Consider the following 16,683-nt stretch of genomic DNA (forward strand, 5'->3'; position numbering starts at 1 on the left):
TTGGCTGTGTCTTGTCTCTCAGACAATGGTCGGATGTTTATCCCTCTCTTTTTGTGTCACCTTGGTGGTGTCTATCATTCACACCCTGCATCACGCCTGCGCTTAACAAATTTGGCAAGATTGGTTGACACGTTTGGCTCATATGATATTCATGGGTGGCTATTGACAAAATCATTGAAGGTAAAGCGATAAAAATAAGCCTCAATGGAAAAACAAAAGCAATAGCGCTAAAAAACATAAAACAAAGCAAACACAACAACGCAACCACAATAAAGGAAACACACATGCAAACCGTCTCTTCGCATCAGACAGGAGCTAGCTTGTCGGTGATGCAACGTCTACGCGCATTGGGGCCTGGCATCATGATGGCCGCGGCAGCTGTAGGCGGCTCTCACCTTGTTGCCTCGACCAAAGCCGGGGCCATTTATGGCTGGCAGCTCGCGGCATTGATCCTGCTCGTTAACTTGTTTAAATACCCCTTTTTTCGTGCAGGCGTGCAATACACCGCAGGAACCGGTGAAACCTTGGTCGAAGGCTATGCGCGTTTAGGTCGGCCTTATTTGTGGCTGTTTGTCGCGTTAAGTGCGGTCTCTGGGGTGATTAACACCGCGGCCTTGACCTTATTTAGTGCCAGCTTGCTCAGCTATTTTGTGCCGTTTGATCTCTCACTGACGGTGCTCTCGAGCATTATTGTGGCCACCTGCTTAGTCATCTTGATTGCGGGGCATTACAAGGCGCTGGACCTGCTTTCTAAAGTGATCATGGCAACGCTAACTTGCGCCACCTTGGTCGCGGTCACTGTTGCCGTAGGTAACCCTGTCGCGGTTGAGCCTAATTTTCAGGCTCCGTCCATTTGGTCAATCACGGCGATTGGCTTTATCGTGGTGACCATGGGTTGGATGCCCGCCCCGATTGAAATTTCTAGCATCACCTCGGTGTGGCTCAAGCGTAAAGCGCAATCTGAGCCCATCAATGCTAAAGCGGCGCTGTTTGATTTTAACGTCGGCTATATCGGTACCGCTGCATTGGCGATTGTGTTTCTATCACTCGGTGCCCTGCTGTTGCATGGCAGCGGGGTGGAGTTAAAGCAATCGGGTATCGGCTTTTCGCACCAGTTAGTGGGCCTGTATGCCGCTACGATTGGTGAATGGTCCCGCTATTTGATTGCCGTGGTCGCCTTTTTCTGTATTTTCGGCAGCACCATTACTGTGATTGATGGCTATGCGCGGGTCGTGTCAGAATCACAACGCTTGTTGCGTGAGCAAACAGAAGCCGAGGCGCACCCGGGCATCGCACAAGGCTGGATGATGCTGATCTCGGTGTTGGCACTGGCGATTGTGGCGTTTTGGACCGGCGCACTGCTGACCATGCTTGATTTCGCCATGGTGGCGGCATTTGTCACCACGCCCTTTTTCGCTCTGTTGAACTATATTTTGGTGACCAAACACCGCTTGCCGCCCGAGGTGACCATGAGCAAGGCGATGCGCGCATTGGCGATCACTGGGCTGGTCTATTTGTTTGGGTTTTTGGTGGTGTTCGTCTGGTGGAAGTGGTTGATGTAACAAACTTTACCTTGTTCGTGCTTAAAGGGCTGGGTTAACATCCCTTTACAACTTCACCAACGGTGTTAGGCGCGGATAAGGTATTATTGACTTTATAAAAGCCAGTCGTGGTTTAGGTTAAGGACGTGGGCGGCTTGAAAAAGTGAACGACTGCCCACATAACTGTCGTATATAAAAATGGATTGTTAACCCAACCGGGAGAACGTTATGAACGATCGTATCGTTTCGCACAGCCAGTCACAGCAGAGTGCGTTATCTACAAACAAAGTGCTACGTAATACGTATGCACTGCTATCGATGACACTGATCACCAGTGCTATCGCGGCCTTTATCGCTATCGCTGTCGGCATCGGCCCAATGATGTCGCTAGGTATGACCCTAGGTGCGTTGGCGATCGTGTTCTTTGTGCTACCACGCACCATGAACTCCTCCGCTGGTATTGTATGGACCTTCGTGTTCACCGGCTTACTGGGTGCCTCACTCGGTCCAACCTTGACCTACTACCTGAGCCTGTCTAGCGGCCCAGGAATTGTCATGCAGGCGTTGGCGACCACAGGTATGGTGTTCTTAGGCCTATCGGCGTATGCCATTACCTCTAAGAAAGACTTCTCTTTCATGGGTGGTTTCTTGGTTGCGGGTGTGATTGCTCTACTGGTGGCGATGGTCGCGAACATCTTCTTGCAGATCCCAGCGCTGAGCCTGGCAATCAGCACCATCGCGGTACTGATTTTCTCAGCCTTCATTCTGTATGACACCAGCAACATCATTAATGGCGGCGAGACTAACTACATCCGCGCCACGGTGTCGCTGTACCTGAACATCTTCAACATCTTCGTTCACATGCTAAGCATTCTTGGCTTTATGAACGACGACTAAGCCTCGTGCTTTAAACCGTAAGTCACAAAGAGCCGGCATGCGCCGGCTTTTTTTATGGCTGCTTTTTTAGCCCTAAAAGCGTGTGATTGAATGGCGAACCCACTCAGTGAAGCGCGCCACATCAGGCACAGTGAACGCCAGTTGCACTCGCCCGCCCTGCTCGCTATGCTTTGCAGCCTTAATTAAAGCGATAACGTCCGGTCAGATGACGAACAAAGGTAAGACGATGCTGGTGTATGAAGGTGAAACCATTGCGACGGATGCGCAAGGGTATTTAAAAAATGTGGAGGATTGGCACGAAGCCCTGGTACCACTGCTTGCCGAACAAGAAAACATTGCGCTGACCGAGGCCCATTGGGAAGTCATTCACTTTGTCCGCCATTTTTATCAAGAGTACAACACCTCACCAGCGGTGCGTTTGTTGGTTAAATCGATGGGAAAAGAGTACGGCCCAGAAAAGGGCAACAGCAAATATTTGTTTAAGCTGTTCCCGAAAGGCCCAGCGAAACAGGCCACCAAGCTTGCCGGCTTGCCTAAACCGGCAAAATGTTTGTAGCGTCCAGCGATAATAATGTTTGAGCGTCGCTAAAAAACACGGCGCTCATTCATCATTATTGGCACTATTTATAAAATAGCGAACCCATCGACTGACCGCCATTCAACCGCCTCTTGCTCAACCTGATCGACATCCGCTGTTGACGGGCCTTTATCTAACCATGCTAGCAATGAATCAACCGACTCTTCACGCCCACAGGCAAGCACTTCAACACGACCATCGGGTAAGTTTTTCGCGTGTCCGGTGAGTGAGAGCTTTAACGCTTCATGGGCGGTGTGATAACGAAAGCCAACGCCTTGAACGTGACCTGTGACATAGGCCTTGACACATTTTTGAGACATCTGTCACCTCTACTATATTCCCATTGCAAAAAGACACCTGTATAACGCTACATGAGACACGTCATTTGACAGGATTACGTCATGAAAGAAGTTGCGTTTCGATGGATTGATAAATATTTCATCCACCTTCGGCTCCAAGAAAAATTTTACCTTATCTTTTTCCTCCCCTTGCTCGCAATGGTTATGATTGCGCTTACCTTGGATTCGGCCTCGGATACTCGCGTGGCACATAAAATGGAAGCCGAGGGCCGAGTCATTCAAAGCCTGGTCGATAAATACGACCTCCCGCGACATGATGTTCAGATGCTGCTTGATCGCCAGCAAAGTGGCTTCAGTGTCACGGGGGATCAGCTAACTTATCAACTCGACGGCACCCTCTTTAGCCATATGGGTACATTCGACTGGAGCCTGCTGCTTGGGCTGATCCTGGTCATTGCTGTCTTGAGCTACTACATCATGACCTTTATTGGCGGCGCGATGTATACCATGAACCAAGCTTTATTAAAGCTAGCAGATGGTGAGCTGAGTTACCGGATGAACTTTATTCCTGTCCGTGATGAGTTTAGCCAAATTGCCGTTACTATCGATAAAGTGCTTGAGCGCGAGCAAAACTTGGTAAAGGCAATCCAGGAAAGCGCGGAAATGATGGATGGCTTGTCCTCCAGCCTGCAGCAGCGTAGCGATGAAAGCGAATCGCTCGGTGAGAGTCAGCGCCAGTATCTTGATTCACTGGCCAGCGCCACCGAAGAGATGGCAGGCTCGATTCGCGAAGTGGCCAGCCATGCCACTGATACCTCGACCCAAACACAAGAGGCTACCGAGGCGGCAAACCAGGGACGTCAGCAAGTCCAACAAACTATGACCGCCATTAACGGCCTTGCCAGCGAAATTGCCCAAGCGGCAGATAAGGTCAGCGAGCTAAGCAAGAATGCAGAGCAAATCGGCACCGTGGTGACTACCATTAACGGTATCAGTGAGCAAACCAACCTTTTGGCGCTTAACGCAGCGATCGAAGCAGCCCGTGCCGGTGAGCAAGGTCGTGGTTTTGCTGTGGTGGCTGACGAAGTGCGCACACTAGCAAGCCGCACCCAAGAGTCGACGGTTGATATTCAATCGATGATTGAATCACTGCAAGCGCATACTGCGGATCTGCGCCGCGTGATGGAAGGCACCGTTGAAAATGCATCCGCCAGCGAGGCAGCGGTGCAAGAGATTGATACCGAAATCAGTCAAATTGCTGAGCGAAGCAGCACCATTTCAGACCGTAGTACCGAGATTGCCGCCGCTGCCGAACAGCAAGGCAATGTTGCGGGCACGATTTCGCAAGATGTGGAGCAAGTACGTAGCCAGTCTACCCAGGTTGCCCAAATGCTGCGTGATTCCGCTACCGACGTCAGCGAGCTTGGCGCACAAGCCCACCAACTTAAAACCTTGGTGGCAGGGCTTCGCACCTAAACGTCATGGCTTGATTCCGTCATTCCCCTTATCGCGCGCCCTACTCTGGGCGCGTTTTTATTGCAATGCCGTCAGCCTTGCTCGACAATACCCGCCCTTTTTTGCTTTATTCGCAAGTCACGTCATGATGCAGGTGCCTCACTCAGCATTTTGACGTGTTTTGCACCACCCATTGTTAGGAACCGCCATGACTGCCACTGTGTATCTCGCTAAAGGCCGCGATAAATCCATCAAACGCCGCCACCCTTGGATTTTCTCGCGAGGAATCACCCGCGTTGAAGGCAAACCCGGACTAGGTGACACTGTCACTGTTTGTGATCATCAAGGCGAGTTTTTAGGCCTCGGCGCGTTCTCGCCGCAATCGCAAATTCGGGTACGCATGTGGTGCTTTGAAAAAACCCCCATCGACAGTGACTTTTTCCTTGCCCGAATTCGCGCGGCAAAACCGCTGCGTACCATGCTCGCCGAGCGTGATGGGTTAACCGGTTATCGTCTATTGGCCGCTGAGTCTGACGGCGTCCCCGGCATCACCGTCGACAAGTACGATAACTACTTGGTGTGCCAATTGCTCAGCGCCGGCGCGGATGCCCAGCGCGATAATCTGGTTACGGCACTGCGCTGCGAATTTCCAGACTGCCATATCTATGAGCGCTCGGATGTGGCCATTCGTAAAAAAGAAGGCCTCAAACCTCGCGTGGGTGTATTGCACGGTGAGGAGCCGCCTGCGTCCGTCATCATTGAAGAAAACGGCGTAGCGATTGAAGTCGACATTGCCAATGGCCATAAAACCGGCTTTTATCTCGACCAACGTGATAGCCGCGAACAAGCGGTGAAATACATGGATGGCAAACGGGTCTTAAACTGCTTTTGTTACACTGGTGGTTTTGGCTTGTATGCGCAAAAAGGCAATGCTAAACAGGTCACTAATGTCGATGTGTCACAGCCCGCACTCGACAAAGCGAAAGCCAATGCGGCGCGAAACGGCTTTGATCTTACGCGCGTGGAATTTGTGAATGCCGATGTGTTTAAACTGCTGCGCACTTATCGTGAGCAAGGCGAACGCTTTGATGTAATTGTGATGGATCCACCCAAGTTTGCCGAATCGAAATCACAACTTAATGGCGCGTGCCGCGGTTATAAAGACATCAATATGCTCGCTATGCAGCTTCTTAATCCGGGTGGTGTGCTGCTCAGCTACTCTTGCTCGGGTTTAATGGATGCGGGTCTATTCCAAAAGATACTGGCAGACGCGGCATTAGATGCGGGTAAAAATGTGCAGTTTATCGAACGCTTTGCACAAGCCGCCGATCACCCCACTCACAGTGCTTATCCTGAAGGCTTTTACCTGAAAGGTTTTGCCTGCTTGGTGCAATAACGCACGGCCTCTAATCCGTGTGCAGGCGGGCGCAAAGCGCGTCCGCAGTTCTGGACACAATTGTCTGATGAATCTACGTTTAGATAAGTAGCGACCCGACAGGAGTGTTCAGATGCTAAGCCCTATTAAACCCAACAACGAAGCTCAACGCCTCAAAAAATTACAAGATACTGGCGTGCTTGATACCGAAGACGAAGAGCGCTTTGATCGCATCACTCGCTTAGCCAAACGCCTTTTCGATGTTCCCATCGCACTCGTTAGCCTCATTGACGATGATCGCCAGTGGTTTAAATCCTGCTTTGGCCTTAACGTGCGCCAAACGCCACGCGATATTTCGTTTTGTGGTCATGCTATTTTGGGCGATCAACCCTTTGTGGTGAAGGATGCCAGCCTCGACCCGCGCTTCGCCGACAATCCCCTCGTCGCTGGCAAGCCACATATTCGCTTTTATGCAGGTTGCCCGCTCTCACTCAGCGACGGGAGCAACATGGGCACCCTGTGTGTGATTGATGATAAGCCGCGTCGTTTTAGCGATGAGGATCTGCGCTTTTTGAAAGATTTGGCCCTGCTCGCCGAGAGTGAGCTATCCTCAGCGCAAACCGCATATACCGATGATCTCACTGGAATTTCTAATCGGCGCGGATTTATGCAGCTGGCCAGTCGCGCCGTGCAGCACTGTCAGCGCATGAACTCCCCGTATTCCCTCGCGTTCATTGATTTGAACGATTTTAAAATCATCAATGATACCTATGGCCATTCCGAAGGGGATATCGCTCTTCGCCATATGGCTAATCTGTTGCGTGCCAATATGCGAGAATCCGACGTTTTTGCGCGATTTGGGGGCGATGAGTTTGTAGTGTTTCTCTCCGATGCTGGGCGTGAAGCCGCTGAGCAAGCACTCCACCGTTTTGCCAGTGTCGTGGAGCGGTTTAATCAAATCAATCGCCACACCTACCCCATATCATTCAGTTATGGCGTCGCGACCAGTTCAATGTCGACGCCGCGCAGCTTGGATGATCTACTGGATGAAGCCGACACCAAGATGTATCAACAAAAAAACGCTAATGTGTAAACCAAAAAGCGGGGAGCCATGCCCCGCTTCGCGTTAAAGCCTGCTCCAATACCTGCCTATCCCTACTAGGAGGAAGACAGCGCCGAAGCAATGGTCTCCAAGCTACTCGGATCGTCAATCGTCGAGGGCACTTGATAAGATTCGCCATCCGCCATCTGACGAATAATACGACGCAAGATTTTACCTGAGCGTGTTTTGGGTAATTTCTCCACGATAATCGCGTGTTTAAAGCAAGCAATCGCGCCGATTCTATCCCGCACACGCTGTACTAATTCCTGTTCTATCTCCCCGCTCACAGAGACAAAACCGTCCTTCAGTACCACTAAGCCGAGCGGCAATTGGCCTTTGAGCTCATCGTGCATGCCCACCACCGCACACTCCGCCACCGCCTCATGGCTGCCTAATACCTCTTCCATTTCGCCAGTTGATAAACGGTGGCCCGCGACGTTAATCACATCGTCAATCCGTCCCATCACAAACACATAACCATCTTCGTCCATGTAGCCCCCATCACCAGAGACATAGTAACCGGGGAACTGGCTGAGATAGCCGGCTTCAAAGCGATCGTGGTTGCGCCACACCGTGGGCAGGCAGCTCGGTGGCAGGGGACGCTTTACGGCAATGTATCCTTGCTGGTTTGGTGCGGCAATCTCGCCCATTTCATCGAGGATACACACCTGATACCCCGGGCTTGGCATGGTTGCCGAGCCAGGCTTGGTCGCAAAACAGGTTAACCCCAATGGATTACCCGCAATCGCCCAACCGGTTTCAGTTTGCCACCAGTGATCGACCACGGGTCGCTGGGTCTTTTCTTCTACCCATTCCAATGTTGGCGGGTCAAGCCGCTCGCCGGCCATAAACACCGTGCGTAAGGATGTCATCGGATAACGCGCCAGGTGCTCACCGTTTGGATCTTGCTTTTTAATCGCTCGAAAGGCGGTAGGCGCCGAGAACAAGATGCTGACGTTATACTCATCACACACGCGCCAAAACGCACCCGCATCCGGTGTGCCGACGGGTTTGCCTTCAAACATCACCGTGGTGCAGCCGTGTAGCAAGGGGGCATAGACAATATACGAGTGCCCTACCACCCAGCCGACATCCGAAGCGGCCCAAAACACCTCGCCGGGTTTGACGTTATAAATCGCGCTCATGCTGTACTTCATCGCTACCGCATGACCGCCATTGTCACGCACCACACCTTTGGGTTTACCGGTGGTGCCTGAGGTGTAGAGGATATACAAAGGATCCGTAGCATTGACGGGCACTGGCGCCGCAGGCGTTGCTTCAGCTAATAATACCGCCCAGTCAGTATCACGCGGATTGTCTAAATTGGCACGACACATCGCACGCTGATAGACCACCACATGATTGGGTTTGTAGCGACTGTCCATGATGGCTTGATCAACCATCGGCTTATAAGCCAAGGTTTTCGCGCCCTCGATGCCGCATGAGGCGGTAAGTACCACTTTAGGCTCCGCATCTTCAATCCTTACCGCCAGCTCGTTCGGGGCAAAGCCACCAAACACCACCGAGTGGATTGCCCCAAGCCTTGCACAAGCGAGCATCGCCACGGTTGCTTCTGGGATCATGGGCATATAAATCACCACGCGATCCCCCTTTTCAACCCCTAACCCTGCCAACATGCCCGCAACTTTCGCCACGTAGTCACGCAACGCCGCATAAGTGTAGGTGGTTTTTTTGTCGGTAACCGGTGAGTCGTAAATAAGCGCGGTTTGTTCGCCCCGACCTTGTTCGACATGAGCATCGAGTGCCATATAGGCGGTGTTCATGGTGCCATCGGCAAACCAGCGCTCAATGCCATTATCGTCTTTGCTAAGAATGGTTTGTGGAAAGGTAAACCAATCGAGCTGCTTGGCCTGTGCCTGCCAAAATCCCTCGGGGTCACGGCTGGCCCAATCCGCATGGTGTTGATAACTGGCTTCTTGCATAAGCGGCTCCTTATCGCCCACCCTTGGCAGGCGATACGTTTGCAGGCAATGGATTCATTCAGCGTGCTTAGTTAATCACAAACAACGACATAAACTCATGCACCGGGGTTTTCTCCAGCGCGGCCTGATCGCTACACAAGGCAGCGATTTTTTCGCTCTGTGCTTGCGGGAACCGGGTCGCCAAGTTAGTGCGGAATTTTTGCTCCAGCACAGGGATCCCTTCTTCGCGACGGCGGCGGTGACCAATCGGGTATTCCACCGCGACCTGCTCAGTACTGCTGCCATCGGTAAAGAAGATTTGAATGGCATTGGCAATCGAGCGCTTTTCAGGCTCGAGATACTCGGCGCTATAGCGTGGGTCTTCTTTGATCACCATTTTCTGGCGCAAGGTATCAATCCTCAAATCCGCTTGATGGAAGGCATCTTCATAGTGCTCAGCCACTAAATTGCCGTATAGCAGCGGCACTGCCACCATGTATTGCAGGCAGTGGTCACGGTCAGCCGGGTTAGCCAACTCCCCTTCTTTAGAAATGATGCGAATGGCCGATTCATGGGTGGTGATTTCAATACGTTCAATCTCATCCACGCGGTCTTTCACCTGTGAATGCAGGGTAACCGCCGCTTCCACCGCCGTTTGGGCATGAAACTCCGCTGGGAAGGAAATCTTAAACAGCACGTTTTCCATTACGTAGCTGGCAAAGTCTTGTTTGATACTAAAGGGATTACCGTTAAACAGCACATCGTAATAACCCCACTTGGGCGCACTGAGGACCGACGGCAAACCCATTTCACCTTTCATGGTGATCATCGCCAACCGCACCGCGCGGGAGGTGGCATCGCCCGCCGCCCACGATTTGCGTGAACCGGCGTTCGGCGCATGGCGATAAGTGCGCAGCGCACAACCATCCACCCAAGCTTGAGAGACGGCATCAATGATCTGATCGCGATTACCGCCCAGCATTTTGGTGACCACAGCCGTTGATGCCACACGCACCAATAAAACGTGATCCAGCCCGACGCGGTTAAAGCTATTCTCAAGGGCAAGCACGCCTTGGATCTCATGCGCTTTGATCATCGCAGTCAACACATCACGCATGGTAAGCGGCGGTTTGCCTTCGGCCACGGCCACACGGCTTAAGTAATCGGCGGTGGCCAAAATCCCACCTAAGTTATCGGACGGATGGCCCCACTCGGCGGCGAGCCAAGTATCGTTAAAATCGAGCCAGCGAATAATACAGCCGATGTTAAACGCGGCAGTGACCGGATCAAGCTCGTGAGAGGTGCCCGGCACACGCGCGCCATGGCGCACAGTCGTCCCCGGCACCAGTGGACCCAGGTGTTTGGTACATTCAGGGAAACGTAGCGCCAGCAAGCCACAGCCAAGGGTATCCATCAAACAGTTACGGGCAGTGTTGTAGGCTTCTGTCGAGGCAATCGGCGTGCTATCAACATAGTCAGCAACTTGCACCAATAAGGCATCAGGGTCGGGGCGCTGGTTCAATTCTACGTTGTTGCTCATGGTCAATTCCTTGTGTGATGGTTAATCCAGTTAATACGCGCTGATTAGGGGCGCTGATCGATAGGTAGCCAATCTTGGTGCTCTGGGCCGTCGTAATCGGCACTGGGGCGAATAATGCGGTTATTAGCGCGCTGCTCAAACACATGCGCCGCCCAGCCCGTTACTCGGCTCATCACAAAAATCGGGGTAAACAACTTGGTCGGGATCCCCATAAAGTGATAGGCCGATGCGTGATAGAAATCGGCATTGGGGAACAAGCCTTTCTCGCGCTTCATCACTTGTTCAACCCGTTCAGACACATCGTACAGCCAAGCGTCTGGTGCGTTTTCCGCTAGCTGTTTCGACCAATGTTTGATAAGCGCATTGCGGGGGTCTGATTCACGGTAAATCGCATGGCCAAAGCCCATCACTTTGTCTTTGTTGGCGAGCATTTGCATTAGCCCGGCTTCAGCGTCGTCAGGCGACCGCCACTGCTCGAGCATCGCCATCGCCGCTTCATTAGCACCGCCATGCAATGGGCCGCGCAAGCTGCCGATGGCGGCGGTAATGCAAGAGTGCAAATCGGACAAGGTAGACGCACACACACGGGCAGTAAAGGTCGAGGCATTGAACTCATGCTCGGCATACAGCACCAGCGAGCAATGCATCACAGATTCATGCAGTGGCGACGGGGTTTCATCAGTCAGCATTTTGAGGAAGTAACCGCCAATGCTTTTCACCTCAGGCTGGTAGGTATCGACTCGCACACCATCATGCGAATAGCGATACCAATAGCAGATAATGGCCGGCAACATCGCCAACAGCGTATCGGTTTTATCCGCTTGCTCATTAAAGTCGGTTTCTTGATCCAAATTACCCAGCATCGAGCAGCCGGTACGCATCACATCCATGGGGTGCGCATTGGCAGGAATTCGCTCCAGCACCGCTTTTAAGGCGTCAGGCAATCCCCGTTTGCCGACCAAGGTTTCTGTGTAGTCGCCCAGCGCTTGGCGATTGGGGAGTTGGCCTTTGAGTAGCAGGTAAGCCACTTCCTCAAATTGGGCGTGATTGGCTAAATCGGTAATATCGTAACCGCGATAGGTTAATCCAGTACCGGTTTGTCCCACCGTACACAAGGCGGTGGTGCCGGCACTTTGACCACGAAGGCCCGCGCCGGAGATGGCTTTGTCTTTGGGTGCGACGGCGACATTTGTCATGATTGGCTCCTTTCCTTTGATGCCATCAGATTCAACCGCTGCATGAATCCGTGAACGTAGCGATAATTCCAGTGTGGCGTAACCGACGTTTTCACACCGAGGGTGTGCGTTCGTGATCACTCTTTTCCAAATAAGCGATCCAATTGTTGTTCGTAGGCGTGATACCCCAAGAAGTCATAGAGCGCATCACGGGTTTGCATGGTGTCGACCACGTTTTTCTGGTGGCCATCATCCAGCAAGTGTTGATACACATTGAGGGCGGCTTGGTTCATGGCACGAAATGCAGAGAGCGGATACAGCACCATGCTGACCCCGACGCCCGCCAACTCTTGGCTGGTAAACAGTGGGGTTTGACCAAACTCGGTGATATTCGCCAGCACCGGCACCTTTACTTGCTCGACAAAGGCTTGGTACTGCTCGAGTGTTTGCATGGCTTCGGGGAAAATCATGTCCGCTCCCGCTTCTACGTACGCTCTGGCGCGGGCGACGGCACTGTCCATGCCTTCCACCGCCAAGGCGTCGGTGCGCGCCATGATCACAAACTCAGGATCGGTCCGCGCATCGACCGCGGCTTTAATGCGGTCGACCATTTCGGCTTGGCTGACAATTTCTTTGTTGGGACGATGACCGCAGCGCTTTTGCGATACTTGATCTTCCATATGTACCGCGCCTGCACCGGCCCGCTCCATTTCGCGAATGGTGCGAGCAATATTGAGCGCGCCGCCAAAGCCGGTATCTATATCCACCAGTAAGGGCACGTCTGTCGCTGCCGTGATCCGGCGGACATCTTCCAACACATCATTAAGCGTGGTGATCCCCAAATCCGGTAAGCCATAAGAGGCATTGGCAATTCCACCTCCTGACAGGTAAATAGCTTGATGCCCCACTCGCTCCGCCATCATGGCGCAATAGGGGTTAATCGTACCGACGACTTGCAGCGGAATATTGTTGCGCACCGCTTGGCGAAAACGTGCACCTGCACTCATAGTATTCTCCTTGTGAACTCATGGCTTAGCGGATTAATTAATCGGTAATTTGCTGTTCAATCAGTTGGCGACTGCGCTGAATATGACGACGCATCAGCATTTCGGCCAACTCGGCATCGCGCTCTCGAATTGCCGCCAAAATCTGCATGTGCTCTTGCAACGCTTGCTGGGGGCGAGAATGCGCCCGGGGCGATTGAAAGCGGTACATCCGCAGCAAGTGGTACAACTCACCGCACAACAGGTTGATCAGTTTCTGGTTATGACTGGCTTTGATGATGCAATAATGAAAATCAAAGTCGCCTTGTTGGTGAAAGTAGGCCGCCCCCTCCACCCGTTCGATATAGGCATGGTGGGTGTCGAGCACTGCACTTAACTGCTCAATTTCCTCATCGGTGATATGCGCGCAAGCAAGCCGAGCAGCCATGCCTTCCAGTGCTTCTCGCACCGCATAAATCTCAGCCAGTTGACGATGCGTGAGAGTCACTACCCTTGCCCCGACATGAGGGACGCGCTCTACCAACCCCAAGGCTTCGACCCGCATCATGGCTTCACGCAGTGGCCCTCGGCTGACGCCAAATGCAGCAGCCAACCCCGCTTCCGATACCTTGGTGCCCGCTGGATAAGTGCCGGTGACAATCGCCTCGATAAGTTGCTCGGTCAGACTGGCTGACTTGGTGGGCTCACGTGACTCAGCTGGAAACGATTGGGCGTGCTGCGCGAGAACTTGGTCATTTGTCGACAATAAAGACATAAATACCGCCTAAAAACTTCAATAAAGCCAGAATAGAATAAAATTGTAGACAATGTAGATTAGACTTTGGTCTGTAGCGGCGCCTTTTTATCGTGATCAAAACCACAACGTAAATGATAATGTACGCATTGGATTGTTATTCACTTGTTATCAAACAGGTGTTTGACTCGACCTATTGCGAGAGCGGCGTATGGTAGTGCGGTCGTTTTAATAGGGATAGAACGCAAATATGGATAGAAATCATTCCAAGCGTGAAAACGCATTAGCACTGCTTATCGGCAGTAGTTTGGTGTCACTCGGCATCTTCTTTTTCAACCAACTAGGATTACTGACCGGCGGTACCGCTGGATTGGCGCTGTTTTTACAGCGGGTCACTGACTTCAGTTTTGGTGAGCTTTTCTTCGTGATCAACCTGCCTTTTTATTGGCTCGCCTACACCCAAATGGGCAAACGCTTTACCTTAAGCACCTTGGTTGCGGTCAGCATCGTTTCATTCGGTGCGGATCATCTAAGCGCCGTATTAACCATCAACAGCATTCATCCTGTGTATGCGGCGCTATTTGGCGGCGGGTTAATCGGCATGGGCATGCTAGTGATGTTTCGCCATCAATGCAGTTTGGGCGGATTTAACACCTTAGCGCTGTTTTTGCAGCAACGGTTTGGCATCCGGGCGGGAAAAGTGCAAATGGCGCTGGATTGCTCGATTGTGATCTTATCACTGCTGGTGGTCGAGCCTTGGCTAATTGGCTTATCGGTCGCTGCCGCAATCACCACCAATCTCGTCCTTGCCATGAACCATAAACCCGGACGCTACCAAGTTCAGCCACCACAAGCCGCATAGCGGGCGTGAATGACACGGAAAACATAGATAAACATAGATAGAGGCGGCCTTCCGCCTCTTTTTCAATCACTTCCTCTACAACACCTTGTCCCCAATCGTTACGACAGCGCCTCGACATCTAAATACGAATCACTCTTACAATTGATTGCTGCGCATGCTAAATTTCACCTTTTAGGCGCCAATCATAAGGAGTGTTGATGAACGCGGCCGATCCTTGCTTTGAAGCACCACAACTGCCTGCCGCGGTTGCACTGTCCCCTTTCCCCACCGCTTTAGGCTTGTCAGTGATCCCTGATGATGTGCAAGGCGTGTCGCTTCGGGAACAACTCACCACACATCAAGGACTGGCGCAATGTTTTGCCGCGGTGAACTCGACCTATGGCAATGCAGATAGCCGTGCCCAAGGCACACTTTTTATCGGCGCCTATGCCTATGAGTTTTTGCTTCCAGTGCTTGCCAGCTGGCTACAGGCTGGAAAGCTTCCCTCGCTGGACCTTGATAACTGGCACGTAAAATACCAGCCTACCCGTGTCACTAAACCGAATGGCAAGGAGCTCGTTTATCACAAGCCACATTTTTATCTCAATGCCTTGATTGGCTGGAAACAACCTGCGGCAGAAGAGTGGCTAACTATTTTGCACGGCGCGTTGTTACGTCACTTTTCGCCCATCGTTGATGCGGTCGCGGAACAAAGCGGTATGCGTGAGGGGCCACTTTGGAAAGTGGTTGCCGATTCAATCTGTATTGCCTTTTTGATGGTGGGTAAACATCGTGATTGTGAGCAGGCCGCACGTGACACGGCGCTGTCGATCGTCCATCAACGTGGCACCCCGCTTTATAGCAAGCGCAGTGGTTTTCACGATGTGACCGTCTACGATCCGAATGACACCCAAACCGTGCTGCAAACCCATAGCTTCCGTCTGCGCGGCGGCTGCTGCCGGATCTTTACCGTGGATGAACACAGTTATTGCTCAACCTGCTGCTTTTTAAAGCCTGACGAACAAGCTAAACGTCTCGCGGAAGTCGCGTATCAGCGTGAAGGCGTGGCACTGGACACGCAGCCTCGCTAACTCAGCGCCACATCGACCCAGACAAGACGATGATCGGAGTGAGCACGCGCATGCTCTTGGCCGTTTTTATCACAAATCAGTGGGTAGTCGGCATCATTAGATCCAGGCCAAAATACGCTGGAAGCTAACACCGCTAGATCTCGTGAAGGCAAGACGTAATCGAGACGCAACCCACCGTTATGGGTAGCAATTGCCCGCCCCTTACCATCGATAAAGCGAAACGCGTGAGACTGTGCCGCCTCACTTTTTGGCACCAGCGTGCCGACAGCAACCTCGGGATGCACACGCGGATGGTGAAGCAAGGCGCCAATGGCTTGCTTATCCCCATCACCGTAGCTCGGATCTGCATTTAAATCGCCAATCACCACAAACGGCGTCTCGGAGGAAAGCCCGCCGTGGGCGCCCTTGTCGTCCACCAGCCAATCAGCGTTATCCAAAAGGCCAATCAGTTGGTGAATTTCATCACTGTTGCGCCGCCAGTTACGCTTCTCCGGTCCATCAAACACGGGTGGTGTGGGATGACAGGCCACCACTTGTATTCGTTCATCACCAACCAAAATCGGCACTGAAACCAAGTTTTTCGAGGCGAGACGTAGCGCCTGTTGTGCTTGTTCGGTGTAATACTCTGCGGGGATTTGATGGTGAGGCAACTGATGCCACGCAAAATGTTGCCAAGTGCGTATAGCGGCATCTTCGATGGGATAACGCGATAAGATCACAAAGCCAAACTGGCCGTGATAATCGCCAAAGCCATGACACTGCTGGGCATCACTCAAGCGTTTGTTCTCGCTCACCGGCACCGTCAATTTCAGGCCAGTGTTGGTAGCCGGCAAGTAACGATACGGATAATCAATCGGGGTTTCACCGTGCTGAGGCTCGGCCAAATGACGCTCACAAAATGCGGCGAGCGCACCATCATCGCCGCCGTCACCTAGATGATCAAACTCGCAAAGCACCACCACATCGGGTCGCAGGCGCTGTAAGGTGGCAGCCAGGTTTTTAATTTGCCGACTCGGCGTTGGTGCCAACATCTGCGATTTTATGTCGCCGACCTTGCGCCCAGCCAAAGACAGGTTAAATTGCGCAAACCTTAGGGTCGAAGGTGTTGTCATGACATCCCACTAATATGCT

General features: G+C 52.3%; 15 protein-coding genes. 8 read left to right on the plus strand and 7 right to left on the minus strand.

The annotated features are described in order from the left end of the window. Positions 1 to 284: 284 nt before the first annotated feature. The 3 genes from BUQ98_RS05400 to BUQ98_RS05410 all read left to right on the plus strand — a co-directional run bounded on the left by BUQ98_RS05400 (position 285) and on the right by BUQ98_RS05410 (position 2,994). Positions 285 to 1,562: an NRAMP family divalent metal transporter gene (locus BUQ98_RS05400; protein WP_074212842.1), complete on the plus strand. Its 1,278-nt coding sequence runs from the start codon at positions 285 to 287 to the stop codon at positions 1,560 to 1,562. 207 nt (positions 1,563 to 1,769) lie between these two features. After that, positions 1,770 to 2,438 (plus strand): Bax inhibitor-1/YccA family protein, encoded by a 669-nt coding sequence (locus tag BUQ98_RS05405; protein WP_046073363.1) that lies wholly within the window; start codon positions 1,770 to 1,772, stop codon positions 2,436 to 2,438. Positions 2,439 to 2,664: 226 nt separating this feature from the next. Continuing rightward, positions 2,665 to 2,994 (plus strand): TusE/DsrC/DsvC family sulfur relay protein, encoded by a 330-nt coding sequence (locus BUQ98_RS05410; RefSeq protein ID WP_074212843.1) that lies wholly within the window; start codon positions 2,665 to 2,667, stop codon positions 2,992 to 2,994. Positions 2,995 to 3,062: 68 nt separating this feature from the next. Here the strand turns inward: BUQ98_RS05410 and yccX are convergent, their stop codons facing one another. After that, complete coding sequence (yccX, locus tag BUQ98_RS05415; protein WP_074212844.1) at positions 3,063 to 3,335, minus strand: acylphosphatase; 273 nt, start codon at positions 3,333 to 3,335, stop codon at positions 3,063 to 3,065. 81 nt (positions 3,336 to 3,416) lie between these two features. On the opposite strand from yccX, the gene BUQ98_RS05420 reads away from it, so the two are divergent. The 3 genes from BUQ98_RS05420 to BUQ98_RS05430 all read left to right on the plus strand — a co-directional run bounded on the left by BUQ98_RS05420 (position 3,417) and on the right by BUQ98_RS05430 (position 7,237). Then, positions 3,417 to 4,790, plus strand: a complete 1,374-nt coding sequence (locus BUQ98_RS05420; protein ID WP_074212845.1) for a methyl-accepting chemotaxis protein — start codon at positions 3,417 to 3,419, stop codon at positions 4,788 to 4,790. Positions 4,791 to 4,977: 187 nt separating this feature from the next. After that, complete coding sequence (locus BUQ98_RS05425; RefSeq protein ID WP_074212846.1) at positions 4,978 to 6,165, plus strand: class I SAM-dependent methyltransferase; 1,188 nt, start codon at positions 4,978 to 4,980, stop codon at positions 6,163 to 6,165. Between the two features lie 112 nt (positions 6,166 to 6,277). Continuing rightward, complete coding sequence (locus tag BUQ98_RS05430) at positions 6,278 to 7,237, plus strand: sensor domain-containing diguanylate cyclase (protein WP_074212847.1); 960 nt, start codon at positions 6,278 to 6,280, stop codon at positions 7,235 to 7,237. A 65-nt stretch (positions 7,238 to 7,302) separates the two neighbouring features. Here the strand turns inward: BUQ98_RS05430 and BUQ98_RS05435 are convergent, their stop codons facing one another. The 5 genes from BUQ98_RS05435 to BUQ98_RS05455 form a co-directional block, all read right to left on the minus strand. Then, entirely contained in the window at positions 7,303 to 9,210 is a 1,908-nt protein-coding gene (locus BUQ98_RS05435; RefSeq protein WP_256359490.1) for a propionyl-CoA synthetase, read from the minus strand. A gap of 46 nt (positions 9,211 to 9,256) precedes the next feature. Then, positions 9,257 to 10,708, minus strand: coding sequence for a bifunctional 2-methylcitrate dehydratase/aconitate hydratase (locus BUQ98_RS05440; protein ID WP_074212849.1), 1,452 nt, complete (start codon positions 10,706 to 10,708; stop codon positions 9,257 to 9,259). A 44-nt stretch (positions 10,709 to 10,752) separates the two neighbouring features. Continuing rightward, complete coding sequence (gene prpC / locus BUQ98_RS05445; RefSeq protein WP_074212850.1) at positions 10,753 to 11,904, minus strand: bifunctional 2-methylcitrate synthase/citrate synthase; 1,152 nt, start codon at positions 11,902 to 11,904, stop codon at positions 10,753 to 10,755. A 116-nt stretch (positions 11,905 to 12,020) separates the two neighbouring features. Beyond that, the gene (prpB, locus tag BUQ98_RS05450; protein ID WP_074212851.1) at positions 12,021 to 12,890 is read right to left on the minus strand and encodes a methylisocitrate lyase; all 870 of its coding nucleotides are present in this window, start codon (positions 12,888 to 12,890) and stop codon (positions 12,021 to 12,023) included. Positions 12,891 to 12,927: 37 nt separating this feature from the next. After that, entirely contained in the window at positions 12,928 to 13,641 is a 714-nt protein-coding gene (locus tag BUQ98_RS05455) for a GntR family transcriptional regulator (protein ID WP_074212852.1), read from the minus strand. A 229-nt stretch (positions 13,642 to 13,870) separates the two neighbouring features. Here BUQ98_RS05455 and BUQ98_RS05460 point away from each other — a divergent pair, with 229 nt between their 5' ends. Next, the gene (locus BUQ98_RS05460; protein ID WP_074212853.1) at positions 13,871 to 14,482 is read left to right on the plus strand and encodes a DUF6198 family protein; all 612 of its coding nucleotides are present in this window, start codon (positions 13,871 to 13,873) and stop codon (positions 14,480 to 14,482) included. A gap of 197 nt (positions 14,483 to 14,679) precedes the next feature. Next, positions 14,680 to 15,552 carry a ferric iron reductase gene (locus tag BUQ98_RS05465; RefSeq protein ID WP_074212854.1) on the plus strand — a complete coding sequence of 291 codons (873 nt, stop codon included), beginning with the start codon at positions 14,680 to 14,682 and terminating at the stop codon, positions 15,550 to 15,552. Here BUQ98_RS05465 and BUQ98_RS05470 read toward each other — a convergent pair. Further along, positions 15,549 to 16,664, minus strand: coding sequence for an endonuclease/exonuclease/phosphatase family protein (locus BUQ98_RS05470; protein WP_074212855.1), 1,116 nt, complete (start codon positions 16,662 to 16,664; stop codon positions 15,549 to 15,551). The two genes, BUQ98_RS05465 and BUQ98_RS05470, sit on opposite strands and share 4 nt — an antisense overlap. Positions 16,665 to 16,683 lie beyond the last annotated feature (19 nt).

Source organism: Salinivibrio sp. ES.052, assembly GCF_900141775.1.
GTDB lineage: Bacteria > Pseudomonadota > Gammaproteobacteria > Enterobacterales > Vibrionaceae > Salinivibrio.

Bases quoted from the DNA above. Each gene is read 5' to 3' on its own strand.
- BUQ98_RS05400 (WP_074212842.1), top strand. From the start codon at position 285: ATGCAAACCGTCTCTTCGCATCAGACAGGAGCTAGCTTGTCGGTGATG.
- BUQ98_RS05405 (WP_046073363.1), top strand. From the start codon at position 1,770: ATGAACGATCGTATCGTTTCGCACAGCCAGTCACAGCAGAGTGCGTTA.
- BUQ98_RS05410 (WP_074212843.1), top strand. From the start codon at position 2,665: ATGCTGGTGTATGAAGGTGAAACCATTGCGACGGATGCGCAAGGGTAT.
- yccX (WP_074212844.1), bottom strand. From the start codon at position 3,335: ATGTCTCAAAAATGTGTCAAGGCCTATGTCACAGGTCACGTTCAAGGC.
- BUQ98_RS05420 (WP_074212845.1), top strand. From the start codon at position 3,417: ATGAAAGAAGTTGCGTTTCGATGGATTGATAAATATTTCATCCACCTT.
- BUQ98_RS05425 (WP_074212846.1), top strand. From the start codon at position 4,978: ATGACTGCCACTGTGTATCTCGCTAAAGGCCGCGATAAATCCATCAAA.
- BUQ98_RS05430 (WP_074212847.1), top strand. From the start codon at position 6,278: ATGCTAAGCCCTATTAAACCCAACAACGAAGCTCAACGCCTCAAAAAA.
- BUQ98_RS05440 (WP_074212849.1), bottom strand. From the start codon at position 10,708: ATGAGCAACAACGTAGAATTGAACCAGCGCCCCGACCCTGATGCCTTA.
- prpC (WP_074212850.1), bottom strand. From the start codon at position 11,904: ATGACAAATGTCGCCGTCGCACCCAAAGACAAAGCCATCTCCGGCGCG.
- prpB (WP_074212851.1), bottom strand. From the start codon at position 12,890: ATGAGTGCAGGTGCACGTTTTCGCCAAGCGGTGCGCAACAATATTCCG.
- BUQ98_RS05455 (WP_074212852.1), bottom strand. From the start codon at position 13,641: ATGTCTTTATTGTCGACAAATGACCAAGTTCTCGCGCAGCACGCCCAA.
- BUQ98_RS05460 (WP_074212853.1), top strand. From the start codon at position 13,871: ATGGATAGAAATCATTCCAAGCGTGAAAACGCATTAGCACTGCTTATC.
- BUQ98_RS05465 (WP_074212854.1), top strand. From the start codon at position 14,680: ATGAACGCGGCCGATCCTTGCTTTGAAGCACCACAACTGCCTGCCGCG.
- BUQ98_RS05470 (WP_074212855.1), bottom strand. From the start codon at position 16,664: ATGACAACACCTTCGACCCTAAGGTTTGCGCAATTTAACCTGTCTTTG.